Raw genomic sequence first — 13,538 nt, 5'->3', positions numbered from 1 at the left:
TTAAATTCTTCAGCCCTTTTTATGTTTGTGACCATTAACAATTAATGAGATGTCACTTGCTTGCCATTCAGCATTGCAACTTCTTCATCTAACTCAGCTAATTTGGCGATCATTTGCTCTCGGCATATTGTCGACAGTTCACGCGTATTTTCTTTGCTATAACCTTCAACACTAATTGGTGGCAGCATTTCAACAATGACGTGGCCGTTGTTCCAACGGTTCAGTTTAATGTCGTTGGTTGAACTGCATACGATAGGTATGATAGGCACGCCCGCGCCAATAGCCGCATGGAAAGCACCGGTTTTAAACGGCAATAAACCTCGCCCACGAGAGCGTGTTCCTTCAGGGAACATCCACACTGATACGTCACTTTTCTTGATACTATCAACTACTTGATCGATAGTGCCTTTCGCTTTACTGCGGTTTGCACGATCAATCAGTATATTTCCGGTGATCCAATAAAGCTGACCAAATAGTGGCATCCACACTAAACTTTTTTTACCAACCGTTACCACTTTCGGTGTCACCGCAGATGATACCGTAAACAAGTCCCAGTTATTTTGGTGGTTAGCAATGTAAATATGCTGACCGCGGTTATACGCATTTTCTGGAATACGTAAGTCTAATTTAATGCCCATCACACGGGACATTCGGCCAAATAGACGACCAAAAGTAAATACGTGTTTTGGGTTACGAGGGCTCAGTAGGCAGTAGCCACACCCAAATACAAACATTACGACAGCAAAAATCGCAACGGCAAATAAACGCAAGAGTGCAATCATTCTTGTGCTCCAAAGAAATCGATAAAAAAAGCCGAAACCTTTGTTTCGGCTATAGAAACTGAATCAGTTCGGCTCTCGTATACGTTCAATATTCGCGCCAAGAGCAGAAAGCTTATCTTCAATCTTTTCGTAACCACGATCAATGTGGTAAATACGATCGACCGTCGTTTCGCCTTTGGCAATACAACCGGCAATCACAAGACTTGCAGAAGCTCGTAAGTCCGTTGCCATCACTTGTGCACCACTGAGTGATTCAACATCACCACAAATAACGGTGTTGCCTTCAACTTCAGCTTTGGCGCCCATGCGCATCAGTTCAGGAACGTGCATAAAACGGTTTTCAAAGATCGTTTCGGTGATCTTACCGCCGCCTTTGGCCATCATGTTGAGCAAAGTAAACTGTGCTTGCATGTCGGTTGGGAAACCTGGGTGCGGCGCAGTGCGAATAGAAACCGCCTTCAACTCTCGCCCCGTCATATCAAGACTGATCCAGTCTTCTCCCGTTTCAACCTTGGCTCCGGCTTCTTCTAACTTCGCCAGTACCGCTTCAAGTAAGTGAGCATTGGTATTACGACATATTACTTTACCGCGAGAAACAGCCGCTGCAACAAGAAACGTTCCCGTTTCAATGCGGTCTGCAACCACTGAATGCTGGCCACCACCTAAGCGCTCAACACCTTCAATGGTAATGGTATCAGTACCTGCACCAGAGACTTTCGCCCCCAACCTGTTCAAAAACAGAGCGGTATCGACGATTTCCGGCTCACGAGCCGCATTATCTAAAATCGTTTTGCCTTCAGCTAACGTTGCAGCACACATGATAGTGATAGTCGCACCTACGCTAACTTTATCCATGACAATATGAGCACCCTGCAAACGACCATCAACACTGGCTTTTACATAACCGTCTTCCAGTGTAATAGTGGCACCCAACTGTTCTAAACCATGGATATGTAAATCAACAGGGCGAGCACCAATAGCGCAACCACCAGGCAATGATACTTGGCCATAACCAAAACGAGCCACTAATGGACCTAGTGCCCAGATTGACGCGCGCATGGTTTTCACCAAGTCGTATGGTGCGCAATATTCATTGATTTCACTTGGGTCAACATGCACTGAACCATTACGCTCTACTTTTGCGCCCAAACGCTTAAGCAGTTCCATGGTAGTATCAATATCACGCAGGTGAGGGACGTTCGCCACATCAACGGGCTCAGAGGCCAGGATAGACGCAAATAAAATAGGTAGTGCAGCGTTTTTTGCACCTGAAATGGTCACTTCACCTTGTAATGGCTGGTCTGACCCAATAACTCGAAACTTTTCCATCAATAAACCTTACAGCGACATCAACTTTTTATCACGAGCCCACTCATCTGGTGTGAACGCTTTAATAGAAACTGCGTGAATGTCATTTCTTTGAATGTACTCCATCAATGGAGCATAAATAAGTTGTTGTTTCTTAACTCGGCTCATGCCATCAAAACAAGCATCAACAGCGATCACTTCGTAGTGACTACCTTCACCTTTGACATGAATTTCTTGAAGGTTAAGAGCCTCATCTAACAACTGTTGTACTTTTGCGCTATCCACAATGTTCCCCTGCTTAATTCTTTATGTGTTGAGCTATCAGACTTTCGACGTTACTCAATTGGAATAGTGTGCGCAGTTGCTCTGGCACGAAACTGAACATTATATGACAGTTTCGTTTTTTTGCATGCTCTATTAGGTGGATTAACATCACCATTCCGGCAGAGTCTATACGTTCAACCTGCTTTAACTCAACATCAAGCGTCGATCCAGCTGGTGTCCACTGTTTGATAAATTTCCATAAATCAGGTACATGCTCTCTATCTAAAGCACCAGATAGTGCGACAGATTGAGAACTCAACGGCTGCCATTGGCTATGACTCATTGTTGTTTACTCTCGAAACGAATCGGTTGTTCTGCAAGTTGTTGTAATTCCTTTGCAACAAATAAAATGCCTTCTTGGCGAATTTTTCCACTCCATTCCGACTGTTTGCTCGATAATAAGCTGATCCCTTCCGCCGACATATCAAAAGCTAACCAATCACCATTCTTTTCTTTACGTAAAGTAAATTCGAGTTTGATGTTAGGACGCGGTGTATCAATGATATCCACTTTGACATTCGTAATTCGCTTATCATCGGCAATGGGTTGCTCTGGTTCAAACTCAATGGTTTGATCACTATACTGCGTCAACACTTGAGCGTAAGAGCTCACCAAATAAGAACGGAACGCGGTAATAAATACAGCAACATCATCACGCTTTGCGCCTTTGAGGTTCGGGCCTAATAATTTGAGCGCTGCATATTGCTCATTGATATAGGGCATAAACTCTTGTTCAACAATCTCTTTTAGATAATCTGGATTATTGTGAATGGCTCCTTGTTCCGCTTTTAAGCGAGCAAAAGCAGTTTCAGATACCTGTTTCATCATCGTATATGGTTGCGTTTTATCAATACTAGCCGCTTGAATACACATAGAGCTCATCAGAGTGAATAACAAAATTAAAGTTCGCTTTAGCATTTATATTACTCCTTGCTCTTATTGTCAGAGCTACCACCAACGCTATACAGCACTTGACCTATTAAATCTTCCAACACTAAGGCTGATTTTGTATCTTCAATCAAATCACCCTCTTTTAGCATTTGTTCGTCTTCAAACACAAAGCCGGGAACCAGCCCAATGTATTGCTCACCAATCAAGCCTGAGGTGAGAATTTTGACGCTCGATGTTTCAGAGAACTGATCGTACTGGCTATTGATCGCCATAGTCACAACTGGTAATAAACTCTCTTTATCTAGAGATATGTTTGAGACTCGGCCCACAACAACACCACCAACTTTGACGGGTGAGCGGACTTTCAAACTACCGATATTGTCAAATTCAGCTTTTAAAGAATAAGTATCGTTTGAGCCCAATCCTTTTACGTCAGCAACCTGAAAAATCATTACCAGAATTGCGCAAATTCCTGCCAGTACAAAGCTGCCGACCCAAAGTTCTATTTTTCGTGTTTGCTGCATGATTAATTCCCAAACATCAATGCGGTAAGTACAAAGTCTAGCCCTAATACAGCTAAAGACGAATGTACCACGGTTCGTGTTGTGGCACGGCTGATCCCTTCAGAAGTCGGAATCGCGTCGTAACCATTAAATAATGCAATCCAAGTGACAGTAATCGCAAACACTGCGCACTTGATCATGCTGTTACCAATATCTTGTCCTAGCTCCACCGATGACTGCATCGCCGACCAAAAACTGCCGTGATCAATGCCTTTCCAATCAACGCCAACAATCTGACCGCCCCATATGCCAACAGCCATAAAAATCATCGCCAGTAAAGGCATCGAGATCAACCCTGCCCATAGGCGTGGTGCAATCACTCGTTTTAGTGGGTCAACAGCCATCATTTCTAAGCTAGAGAGCTGCTCTGTTGCTTTCATTAAGCCAATTTCAGCGGTCAACGCTGAACCCGCCCGTCCAGCAAACAAAAGCGCTGTCACGACAGGCCCCAATTCACGCAGTAACGAAAGCGCAACCATTTGGCCTAAACTGCCTTCCGCACCATAGTCGACTAAAATGACATACCCTTGCAGGCTGAGTACCATACCGATGAACAACCCCGAAACCACAATGATTGCAAGTGATTGAACGCCAACACTGTAGAGCTGTTTCATTAATAGAGGGAAATTTTGAATTGGCCTAGGGCGACCAGAAAGTGCGCCAAATAACATCAAGCTCGCTTTACCAAACGCCTGGCAAAACTGAAGCGTACTACGTCCAAGCCCTTCAACCCACTGAACAAAACTTGTCATCATTAAAATAAGTCCTTTTCTAGGCTCTGAGCCGGAAAGCGAAATGGAACAGGACCATCCGCCTCACCTTGTAGAAATTGTTGTACGCGTGGATCACTATTTTCTAGCAGTTGTTGCGGAGTTCCTTTGGCGATCACTTTTCCATCAGCTAATAGATACACCCAATCAGCGATACTCATCACCTCAGGTACATCATGCGATACGACGACAGAGGTAACTCCCAAGGCTTGATTAAGATTACGGATAAGCTCAACAAGCACTCCCATGGTAATAGGATCCTGACCGACAAAAGGCTCATCGTACATGATCAGTTCAGGGTCAAGCGCAATCGCTCGGGCTAATGCCGCCCTTCTTGCCATCCCACCAGACAATTCACTTGGCATTAAGAATGCCGCGCCGCGCAGACCAACGGCCTCAAGTTTGAGCAACACTAACGTTTTAATCAGTGGCTCATCTAATTGTGTGTGTTCACGTAATGGAAATGCGACATTATCAAAAACATTTAAATCGGTGAACAGCGCCCCAGACTGAAATAGCATGCTCATTTTTTTACGAGCTTGATAAAGCTTCTTACGGCTCAGCGTTGGTATATTTTCACCATCAAACCAAATTTCACCTTGTTCAGGGAATAGCTGCCCACCGATTAAACGCAATAAAGTGGTTTTACCAATACCGGATGGCCCCATAATGGCGGTAATTTTTCCTTGTGGAACATTGAGGCTCACATCATCAAAAATTACCCTCCCCGAACGAGAGAAGGTCAAATGATTTATCGTGACAAGGTCGGTCATTGACATAATTCGTGTTTCACTATTTTATTCGCCTCAAAAATGATGGGCAATCATAAGCATAAGACAGCAGAATTAAAAGCACTGTTCAATTACATCCTAAAGGAAAGGTTAACCTTTCGCCAAAATAATCTTTTACATAATTTAATGATGGATACACAAGTAAACACCTCATTGAACGTAATTAATTAGATCTTCGACTTCCCTTTTAGTAGCCAACACGTCAAAATTAGCGGTTAATTGTCTCGTTTTTTCATTCATTTCATTAGTTAGGTATCATCATGATCGAAGCCATTGTGTTTCTCAGTGTAGGTTTGGTTTTCTTAGTTTGGAGCGCAGACAAGTTGGTATTTGGTGCAGCAGCCTTGGCGCGCAACGTGGGAATATCACCTTTAGTTATCGGTATGACGATTCTTGCGATGGGCTCTTCTGCACCTGAAATGATGGTATCAGCCACTGCGGCATTAGAAGGCAAAACAGATACCGCCGTCGGCAATGTACTAGGCTCCAACATTGCCAATATTGCTCTTATTCTTGGTATTACCGCATTAATTAAACCGCTGTCAGTAAGTTCGCCCGTTATTCGTCGTGAACTACCACTGATGATTGGAGTCACATTACTGTCTGGCGCTCTGCTTTGGGATAATCATTTAGGCTTTTACGAAGGCGCACTACTGTTCGTTCTTTTTGCTGCGTTTATTCTTGCGATGCTGCGCATTAGCCGTAACGAACAAAAAAATGGCGACACGTTATTAGATGATCAAGAGTCAGAGATTCCACAAGGTGTCAGTAATTTAAAAGCGGCAATGTGGGTCGTCGTTGGCCTTATTATTCTCCCGATTGCCGCAAGCGTCCTGGTCGATAACGCGGTGATCATTGCGAAATACTTCGGTATGAGTGATCTAGTTATTGGTTTAACGATCATTGCTGTCGGAACGAGCTTACCTGAGCTCGCCGCTTCGCTAGCTAGTGTGCTGAAGGGCGAAGATGATATGGCGGTAGGCAACATTATTGGCTCCAACGTTTTCAATATTCTAGCGGTGATGGGCATACCAGGTCTTATTAATCCTTCCATGCTCAGTGAATATGCTATGGGGCGTGATTTTTGGGTCATGCTTGGCGTATCCTTGCTACTTGTTATTATGGCTTTAGGTAAATCTCGTAGTATCAACCGCTTAGAAGGTGGCGTTTTGCTACTGACCTTTATCGGGTACCAAGCTTACCTACTTATGAATATGACCGCTTAACCAATTCTGGAGTTTAGGATGTCGAATCAGTTTGATTATCGCAGTGTTGCCAAGCAAGTACTTGCCACTGAAGTTGCCGCCTTACAACAGTTAGAGCAGTACTTTAATGATGAATTCTGCCATGCCTGTGAGATGATTTTGGACAACAGTCACGGTAAAGTTGTCGTCATGGGGATGGGGAAATCAGGTCACATCGGTAAGAAAATAGCCGCTACGCTCGCCAGTACGGGCACATCTGCTTTTTTTGTGCACCCAGGAGAAGCTTCACACGGTGACCTTGGCATGATCGAGCGTGGCGATATCGTTATCGCAATTTCCAACTCTGGAGAATCTTCAGAAATTTTATCGCTCATCCCGGTCTTAAAGCGCCTCAATATTCGTATTATCAGCATGACAGGTAACCCACAGTCAAACATGGCAAAACTGGCTGACCTGCACCTACAAATTACCGTACCAGAAGAAGCATGCCCGCTCGGCTTAGCACCGACCTCGAGTACTACCGCAACACTTGTAATGGGTGATGCACTCGCCGTTGCACTATTACAGGCACGCGGTTTTACCGCTGAAGATTTTGCGCTGTCTCACCCGGGCGGAGCATTGGGACGTAAACTATTACTAAAACTGTCCGATATCATGCATACAGGTGCAGCCCTTCCCATCGTTCAGCCACAGGCATTGATTCGAGATGCACTGCTAGAGATCAGCCAAAAGGGCTTAGGTATGACCGCAATTGTCGATGCAAAGATGCAGCTTATCGGGATTTTTACCGATGGCGATTTGCGCCGTATTTTGGATAAACGCATTGACATTCATAGCGCGACTATCAGTGAAGTCATGACACAAAAACCGACAGTTGCCGAACCCAATATGCTTGCAGTTGAAGGGTTAAACTTGATGCAAGATAAACGAATTAATGGTTTGATGCTGTGTGAAAACGGTAAACTGGTGGGGGCGCTGAACATGCATGATTTACTAAAAGCAGGAGTCATGTAATGACAACGATGGTTAATACTCCCTATGGTACGGTATCTCAAGACATCTTGAATATCGCCAAACAAATCAAACTGCTGATTTGTGATGTGGATGGCGTATTCTCTGATGGTTTAGTGTATATGGGTAATCAAGGTGAAGAACTAAAAACCTTCCATACTCGTGATGGCTACGGTGTGAAATCGTTGATGAATGCGGGGATCGAAATCGCAATAATCACTGGTCGGCAGTCGCAGATTGTCGAAAACCGCATGACTGCTTTAGGCATCAAACTGATCTATCAGGGCCAAGATGATAAAGTAAAAGCCTATCAAGATATTTGTCAGAAGTTGAATATATCACCAGAATATACTGGCTATATTGGTGATGATCTGATTGATTGGCCTGTAATGGAAAAAGTCGCACTTAAGGTTTGTGTGGCTGATGGACACCCATTACTGCTCCAAAAAGCAAACTACATCACTACAATTAAAGGTGGTCATGGTGCGGTACGTGAAGTGTGCGATTTGATTTTGCAAGCACGTAACGAGTTAGAAGTACACAAAGGCTTAAGCATATGAGTTTGTCTCGAGTCCTCTATGTGATATTGATTTTTATCACATCTTGGTCTGCATATTATTTACTCGATAAAGAGCAAAAACCTGATATTCAAGTTGCACCCAACTTGGAACTGCCTTTGTTTAGCGGAAAAAACCTCGACAATGTCTCGTACAACGAGCAAGGTATTCGCAGCTACGTAATCCTATCTACGCATTTAGATCATTACTCAAAAAGTGGCGATACTATTTTTCAATATCCGATCTTAAAAGTGTTCCGTGAAGGCACTACTCAAGAATGGGAAATTACCGCTAAACGTGGTGTGTTAGATGAAGAGCATGTACTAACACTTTATGACGATGTGCTTGCAAAAAACCTATTACCTGATTCTGGTTTTGATACGCTCTCTACCATTAAGATGAGTATTCAACTGGATAATCGAGATTTTTGGGCTGATAACCAAGTCGACTTGGTTGGACCGCAATTTGAAACAACAGGACAGGCGATGAAAGGCAATTTTGCTGAAAACGACGCTGTTCTTTATAACCATGTACAAGGTAGATATGAAACTCTCACACCTTAGTCTTATTGCTTGTTTCGCTATTTCTGGCAACGCCTTGGCACTGGCAACAGACAGCCAACAACCAGTTTATATTGATTCTGACAGCCAACAACTCGACATGAAAAGTAATCGCGTTACTTTTCTTGGTGATGTGAAGCTTAAACAAGGCAGCATCAATATGAATGCGGACAAAGTGATTGTGATCCGTGATCCAAAAGATGGCACCATTCAAGAAATTGAAGGATACGGTGATCTCGCTACATTTTCACAGTTAACCGATGACGGTAAAACCTTGTACGGTGAAGCGAAAGAGCTGTATTACAAAATGGTTGATGACCAACTAACCATGATAGATCAAGCAATGCTTTCACAAGATGATAGCATCATCCGTGGCACCAAGATTCGTTACAAAATTTCATCACAAAAACTGATGGCTGACGGTAACTCTAACGAAAGAGTTTCGACGGTACTTCAACCACAAGCGACGAAAACTCAAGAATAATTATGGCCATACTCAAAGCAGAACATTTAGCGAAAAGCTATAAAAAACGCAAAGTGGTTTCCGATGTAAGTTTACAAGTGGAATCAGGGCAAATCGTGGGGCTGCTTGGTCCGAACGGTGCAGGGAAAACGACATCGTTCTACATGATCGTCGGCCTTGTCGCGCGCGATGAAGGCAAAATTAGCATTGATGATCAAGACATTAGTATTCTACCAATGCATAGCCGTTCACGCTTAGGGATAGGCTACTTACCACAAGAGGCCTCTATTTTCCGCAAATTGTCGGTGGAAGATAACATCATGGCTGTATTAGAAACTCGTGAAGAAATGACCCGCGAGCAGCGTCAGGACAAACTAGAAGACTTACTTGAAGAGTTCCACATTCAACATATTCGTCACAGCGCAGGTATGGCGTTGTCCGGTGGTGAACGTCGTCGTGTTGAAATTGCGCGTGCTCTCGCTGCAAACCCACAATTCATTTTGCTTGATGAGCCTTTTGCTGGTGTTGACCCTATCTCGGTTATCGATATTAAAAAGATTATCGAACATCTGCGTGATCGTGGTTTAGGCGTTCTAATTACCGACCATAACGTTCGAGAAACATTGGATGTATGTGAAAAAGCCTATATTGTAAGCCAAGGACGTTTAATCGCAGAAGGCACGCCGAATGACGTGCTTAATAATGATGAAGTAAAACAGGTTTATCTCGGCGAACAATTCCGTCTCTGATTCAAATTCCGTCTATGATTAAGTAGAGAGTGACATCAATTCTAAAAATAACAAGGTAACCAACGCTGAATGAAACCCTCATTACAACTAAAGCTAGGCCAACAATTAGCAATGACACCTCAGTTACAACAAGCGATTCGTTTGTTGCAGCTGTCAACGTTAGATCTGCAACAAGAGATCCAAGAAGCCCTTGAATCAAATCCATTATTGGATGTTGAAGAGGCTTATGACGAAGGTGCAACGGCTGAAGCTCAACGTGGTGAGGAGACAGAAGTCAGTGCTGAACCTGTTGAAGTAGAGACTCAAGACAGCTCAGATTTGATTGAAAAATCAGAAATTAGTAATGAACTGGAAATCGACACTACTTGGGATGATGTATACAGTGCCAATACCGGTAGCACAGGGATTGCTCTTGACGACGACATGCCTGTTTATCAAGGTGAAACCACTCAAACTCTACAAGACTATCTACTTTGGCAACTCGACCTAACCCCGTTTAGTGACACCGATAGAAGCATCGCCTTAGCACTCATTGATGCTATTGATGACTATGGTTACCTTACCGTTTCTCTTGACGACATTTTAGAAAGCTTTGCCGATGAAGAGATTGAATTAGATGAAATTGAAGCGGTTCGTAAACGCATCCAACAATTCGACCCATTAGGGGTTGGTTCGATCAATCTACAAGACTGTTTGCTTTTACAACTCGCCACTTATCCAACCGACACACCTTGGTTAGAAGAAGCCAAACAGCTACTCACTCAACATATTGATTTACTTGGTAACCGTGACTATAAGCTGATCTTAAAAGAGACCAAACTAAAAGAAGATGAACTACGCGACATCTTACAACTGATTCAGCAACTCGACCCAAGACCAGGTAACAACATTTCGACTGAACATGCAGAATACGTCGTACCCGATGTCTCTGTGTATAAAGACCATGGGAAATGGGTAGTCACCATCAACCCTGACAGTGTGCCAAAACTGAAAATCAATCAACAATATGCTGCTTTAGGTAAGGGAAATAGTGCTGACAGCAACTATATTCGCAGCAATTTACAAGAAGCAAAATGGCTCATCAAGAGTTTAGAGAGTAGAAATGAAACACTACTCAAAGTGGCCAAATGTATTGTTGAACATCAACGTGATTTCTTTGAGTATGGCGAAGAAGCCATGAAACCGATGGTACTCAATGACGTTGCTTTAGCGGTAGAAATGCATGAGTCCACCATTTCTCGGGTGACAACACAGAAGTACATGCATACTCCGCGCGGTATTTTCGAATTGAAATACTTCTTCTCCAGTCACGTCAGTACCGACAATGGAGGAGAGTGTTCATCAACTGCAATAAGAGCGCTCATTAAGAAATTGGTGGCAGCTGAAAATACAGTAAAACCATTAAGCGACAGTAAAATTGCAGATCTACTCGCTGACCAAGGAATTCAGGTAGCTCGAAGGACGATAGCTAAATACCGTGAATCATTGGGGATTGCTCCATCGAGTCAGCGCAAACGCCTACTATAAGGCACAAAAAAGAGAAGGAAAGTCTATGCAAATCAATATTAATGCCCATCACATTGATCTAACCGATTCAATGCAAGACTATGTTAACTCGAAGTTTCAAAAACTTGAGCGATTTTTTGATCACATAAACACCATTCAGGTCGTTTTACGTGTTGAAAAAGTAAACCAGATCGCTGAAGCTACGCTCCACATAAATCAAGGTGATATCCACGCCACGGCTGATAACGAAAGTATGTATGCCGCCATCGATAGCCTCGTGGATAAACTTGTCAGACAACTCAACAAGCATAAAGAAAAGCTAAGTAGTCATTAATCATGCAATTACGCGAAGTACTTTCATTGGACTGCACAAAAAGTGCAGTCCAATGTACCAGTAAAAAAAGAGCCTTAGAAATCATCAGCGAAATCGCTGCCGAACATTCAGGCCAAAGCTCCACCGAACTCTTTGAATGTATGCTCAGCCGAGAAAAAATGGGCAGTACAGGCATTGGTAATGGCATCGCTATTCCTCATGCTCGAATGACGGCCAGTGACAACGCTATCGCTGTACTTTTACAATGCGATACGCCTATTGAGTTTGATGCTATTGATAATCGTCCTGTCGACCTACTTTTTGCTCTACTTGTTCCTGAAGATCAATGTAAAGAGCATCTAAAAACCCTTTCGTGCATGGCAGAACGTTTGAATGACAAACAAGTTTTAAAGCAGCTACGAAGCGCTCAAAGCGACCAAGAGCTGTACGACATTATGACTAACCATTAATCATCGAGCCCAAAACTATGCGTTTAATCGTTGTCAGTGGTCAATCTGGCGCAGGTAAAAGTGTTGCACTACGTGTATTGGAAGATCTCGGCTACTACTGTGTCGACAACCTGCCAGTAAACTTGTTAGATCCCTTTATTCAAGCCGTCCAAGATAGCAAACAAAATGTGGCGGTGAGCATTGATATCCGCAACCTTCCCCAAGAGCCGACTCTAGTCAGCGATGTGTTAGAGAAGCTTAAACAAAATAACGATGTCAGTGTTCTATTTCTCGATGCGAGCAAAGAAACCTTATTAAAACGCTACAGTGAAACACGTCGTATTCACCCGCTGTCACTCAACTCAAATAAACCATCTTTAGCTCAGGCCATTGAGCTAGAGAAAGAGTTACTTGCACCACTAAAAGAACAAGCAGATTTAGTTCTTGATAGCAGTAATCAATCTTTACACGAGTTAAGCGAAACCGTTCGCATGCGCATTGAAGGGCGTGAGCGAAAAGATTTAGTCATGGTGTTTCAATCTTTCGGCTTTAAATATGGTTTACCGAGTGATGCTGATTATGTGTTTGATGTGCGATTCTTACCAAACCCACATTGGGAACCCGCACTCAGGCCACTCACAGGTTTAGATGCCCCTATCAAGTCTTTTCTTGAAGGTCACAGTGAAGTGATGGAGCTTAAACAGCAAATCCAGAAATTCGTTGAATACTGGCTGCCTATGCTAGAAAAAAATAACCGTAGCTATTTGACCATTGCCATAGGTTGTACTGGTGGTAAACATCGTTCTGTGTATCTGACACAACAGATTGGGGAATATTTCTCTCAATTAGGTCATCAGGTACAGATCCGCCACACTTCCTTAGAAAAACAGCAGGACTGATCGCATGCCGCTACTGAGTAAAACTGTTTTAATCCAAAATCGTTTAGGTCTCCATGCTCGTGCGGCAGTAAAGCTGGTCGAACTGTCTCAATCTTTTGATGCTGTTGTAACACTCAAAAATCAAGAAGGCAAAGAAGCCACAGCCGACAGCGTTATGGGGTTATTGATGCTAGAATCGGCTCAAGGACAACCGATAACCGTCAGCGCAGAAGGCTCACAAGCGGAGCAAGCACTGGAAGCCGTCAGTTCTTTAATTGAGCATAAATTTGATGAAGATGAATAAGTAACTCGGACTCACTATTTTGTATCCCTCACCATGATTCACCCTTTCCAAACAAAAATAAATTCAGCGCTTAATAAGAACTTATTAAATAAGGCCTAGAATTAAGTTACTATT

General features: G+C 43.2%; 19 protein-coding genes. 11 read left to right on the top strand and 8 right to left on the bottom strand.

Annotated elements, in window-relative coordinates; all coding sequences use genetic code 11:
* Positions 1–41: 41 nt before the first annotated feature.
* The 8 genes from EYW48_RS02670 to mlaF form a co-directional block, all read right to left on the bottom strand.
* On the bottom strand, positions 42–782 hold the full coding sequence (locus EYW48_RS02670) for a 1-acylglycerol-3-phosphate O-acyltransferase (RefSeq protein WP_053309455.1): 741 nt from the start codon (positions 780–782) through the stop codon (positions 42–44).
* Positions 783–845: 63 nt separating this feature from the next.
* Positions 846–2,111, bottom strand: coding sequence for a UDP-N-acetylglucosamine 1-carboxyvinyltransferase (murA, locus tag EYW48_RS02665; protein ID WP_172531838.1), 1,266 nt, complete (start codon positions 2,109–2,111; stop codon positions 846–848).
* 9 nt (positions 2,112–2,120) lie between these two features.
* Entirely contained in the window at positions 2,121–2,375 is a 255-nt protein-coding gene (gene ibaG / locus EYW48_RS02660; protein ID WP_053309457.1) for a BolA family iron metabolism protein IbaG, read from the bottom strand.
* 13 nt (positions 2,376–2,388) lie between these two features.
* Complete coding sequence (locus EYW48_RS02655; RefSeq protein ID WP_176245545.1) at positions 2,389–2,697, bottom strand: lipid asymmetry maintenance protein MlaB; 309 nt, start codon at positions 2,695–2,697, stop codon at positions 2,389–2,391.
* Positions 2,694–3,332, bottom strand: coding sequence for a phospholipid-binding protein MlaC (locus EYW48_RS02650; RefSeq protein WP_277431833.1), 639 nt, complete (start codon positions 3,330–3,332; stop codon positions 2,694–2,696). The genes EYW48_RS02655 and EYW48_RS02650 overlap by 4 nt, the downstream gene beginning before the upstream one ends.
* A gap of 5 nt (positions 3,333–3,337) precedes the next feature.
* Positions 3,338–3,829: an outer membrane lipid asymmetry maintenance protein MlaD gene (mlaD, locus tag EYW48_RS02645; RefSeq protein ID WP_053309460.1), complete on the bottom strand. Its 492-nt coding sequence runs from the start codon at positions 3,827–3,829 to the stop codon at positions 3,338–3,340.
* 2 nt (positions 3,830–3,831) lie between these two features.
* Positions 3,832–4,623: a lipid asymmetry maintenance ABC transporter permease subunit MlaE gene (gene mlaE / locus EYW48_RS02640; RefSeq protein ID WP_053309461.1), complete on the bottom strand. Its 792-nt coding sequence runs from the start codon at positions 4,621–4,623 to the stop codon at positions 3,832–3,834.
* On the bottom strand, positions 4,623–5,417 hold the full coding sequence (gene mlaF / locus EYW48_RS02635) for a phospholipid ABC transporter ATP-binding protein MlaF (RefSeq protein WP_053309462.1): 795 nt from the start codon (positions 5,415–5,417) through the stop codon (positions 4,623–4,625). The genes mlaE and mlaF overlap by 1 nt, the downstream gene beginning before the upstream one ends.
* Positions 5,418–5,689: 272 nt before the next feature.
* Between mlaF and EYW48_RS02630 the strand changes: the two genes are divergently transcribed.
* The 11 genes from EYW48_RS02630 (at position 5,690) to EYW48_RS02580 (ending at position 13,424) form a co-directional block, all read left to right on the top strand.
* Entirely contained in the window at positions 5,690–6,655 is a 966-nt protein-coding gene (locus tag EYW48_RS02630; RefSeq protein ID WP_168520921.1) for a calcium/sodium antiporter, read from the top strand.
* A gap of 18 nt (positions 6,656–6,673) precedes the next feature.
* On the top strand, positions 6,674–7,648 hold the full coding sequence (kdsD, locus tag EYW48_RS02625) for an arabinose-5-phosphate isomerase KdsD (protein ID WP_171981025.1): 975 nt from the start codon (positions 6,674–6,676) through the stop codon (positions 7,646–7,648).
* Complete coding sequence (gene kdsC, locus EYW48_RS02620) at positions 7,648–8,205, top strand: 3-deoxy-manno-octulosonate-8-phosphatase KdsC (RefSeq protein WP_053309465.1); 558 nt, start codon at positions 7,648–7,650, stop codon at positions 8,203–8,205. Before kdsD ends, kdsC begins: the two co-directional genes overlap by 1 nt.
* Positions 8,202–8,765: an LPS export ABC transporter periplasmic protein LptC gene (gene lptC / locus EYW48_RS02615; protein ID WP_053309466.1), complete on the top strand. Its 564-nt coding sequence runs from the start codon at positions 8,202–8,204 to the stop codon at positions 8,763–8,765. The genes kdsC and lptC overlap by 4 nt, the downstream gene beginning before the upstream one ends.
* Positions 8,746–9,246 (top strand): lipopolysaccharide transport periplasmic protein LptA, encoded by a 501-nt coding sequence (gene lptA / locus EYW48_RS02610; RefSeq protein ID WP_053309467.1) that lies wholly within the window; start codon positions 8,746–8,748, stop codon positions 9,244–9,246. Before lptC ends, lptA begins: the two co-directional genes overlap by 20 nt.
* A 2-nt stretch (positions 9,247–9,248) precedes the next feature.
* Positions 9,249–9,974 carry an LPS export ABC transporter ATP-binding protein gene (lptB, locus tag EYW48_RS02605; RefSeq protein ID WP_053309468.1) on the top strand — a complete coding sequence of 242 codons (726 nt, stop codon included), beginning with the start codon at positions 9,249–9,251 and terminating at the stop codon, positions 9,972–9,974.
* 69 nt (positions 9,975–10,043) lie between these two features.
* Entirely contained in the window at positions 10,044–11,501 is a 1,458-nt protein-coding gene (locus EYW48_RS02600; RefSeq protein WP_053309469.1) for an RNA polymerase factor sigma-54, read from the top strand.
* Positions 11,502–11,526: 25 nt separating this feature from the next.
* Complete coding sequence (gene hpf / locus EYW48_RS02595; RefSeq protein ID WP_053309470.1) at positions 11,527–11,814, top strand: ribosome hibernation promoting factor; 288 nt, start codon at positions 11,527–11,529, stop codon at positions 11,812–11,814.
* A gap of 2 nt (positions 11,815–11,816) precedes the next feature.
* Positions 11,817–12,263, top strand: coding sequence for a PTS IIA-like nitrogen regulatory protein PtsN (ptsN, locus tag EYW48_RS02590; RefSeq protein ID WP_053309471.1), 447 nt, complete (start codon positions 11,817–11,819; stop codon positions 12,261–12,263).
* Positions 12,264–12,280: 17 nt separating this feature from the next.
* A complete protein-coding gene (rapZ, locus tag EYW48_RS02585; RefSeq protein ID WP_277431832.1) occupies positions 12,281–13,141 on the top strand; it encodes an RNase adapter RapZ in 861 nt (286 codons plus the stop codon).
* A gap of 4 nt (positions 13,142–13,145) precedes the next feature.
* Entirely contained in the window at positions 13,146–13,424 is a 279-nt protein-coding gene (locus EYW48_RS02580; protein ID WP_053309473.1) for an HPr family phosphocarrier protein, read from the top strand.
* Positions 13,425–13,538: the final 114 nt, after the last annotated feature.

The organism is Vibrio sp. 1180_3, from assembly GCF_029478545.1.
Taxonomy (GTDB): Bacteria; Pseudomonadota; Gammaproteobacteria; order Enterobacterales; family Vibrionaceae; genus Vibrio; species Vibrio aestuarianus.
This window is presented reverse-complemented; position numbering and strand designations above follow the sequence as displayed.

Coding starts and splice junctions, on each gene's coding strand:
- ptsN (WP_053309471.1), top strand. CDS start 11,817: ATGCAATTACGCGAAGTACTTTCATTGGACTGCACAAAAAGTGCAGTC.
- kdsD (WP_171981025.1), top strand. CDS start 6,674: ATGTCGAATCAGTTTGATTATCGCAGTGTTGCCAAGCAAGTACTTGCC.
- kdsC (WP_053309465.1), top strand. CDS start 7,648: ATGACAACGATGGTTAATACTCCCTATGGTACGGTATCTCAAGACATC.
- mlaF (WP_053309462.1), bottom strand. CDS start 5,417: ATGTCAATGACCGACCTTGTCACGATAAATCATTTGACCTTCTCTCGT.
- hpf (WP_053309470.1), top strand. CDS start 11,527: ATGCAAATCAATATTAATGCCCATCACATTGATCTAACCGATTCAATG.
- EYW48_RS02670 (WP_053309455.1), bottom strand. CDS start 782: ATGATTGCACTCTTGCGTTTATTTGCCGTTGCGATTTTTGCTGTCGTA.
- EYW48_RS02600 (WP_053309469.1), top strand. CDS start 10,044: ATGAAACCCTCATTACAACTAAAGCTAGGCCAACAATTAGCAATGACA.
- EYW48_RS02630 (WP_168520921.1), top strand. CDS start 5,690: ATGATCGAAGCCATTGTGTTTCTCAGTGTAGGTTTGGTTTTCTTAGTT.
- murA (WP_172531838.1), bottom strand. CDS start 2,111: ATGGAAAAGTTTCGAGTTATTGGGTCAGACCAGCCATTACAAGGTGAA.
- lptB (WP_053309468.1), top strand. CDS start 9,249: ATGGCCATACTCAAAGCAGAACATTTAGCGAAAAGCTATAAAAAACGC.
- mlaE (WP_053309461.1), bottom strand. CDS start 4,623: ATGATGACAAGTTTTGTTCAGTGGGTTGAAGGGCTTGGACGTAGTACG.
- lptA (WP_053309467.1), top strand. CDS start 8,746: ATGAAACTCTCACACCTTAGTCTTATTGCTTGTTTCGCTATTTCTGGC.
- EYW48_RS02580 (WP_053309473.1), top strand. CDS start 13,146: ATGCCGCTACTGAGTAAAACTGTTTTAATCCAAAATCGTTTAGGTCTC.
- EYW48_RS02655 (WP_176245545.1), bottom strand. CDS start 2,697: ATGAGTCATAGCCAATGGCAGCCGTTGAGTTCTCAATCTGTCGCACTA.
- lptC (WP_053309466.1), top strand. CDS start 8,202: ATGAGTTTGTCTCGAGTCCTCTATGTGATATTGATTTTTATCACATCT.
- rapZ (WP_277431832.1), top strand. CDS start 12,281: ATGCGTTTAATCGTTGTCAGTGGTCAATCTGGCGCAGGTAAAAGTGTT.
- mlaD (WP_053309460.1), bottom strand. CDS start 3,829: ATGCAGCAAACACGAAAAATAGAACTTTGGGTCGGCAGCTTTGTACTG.
- EYW48_RS02650 (WP_277431833.1), bottom strand. CDS start 3,332: ATGCTAAAGCGAACTTTAATTTTGTTATTCACTCTGATGAGCTCTATG.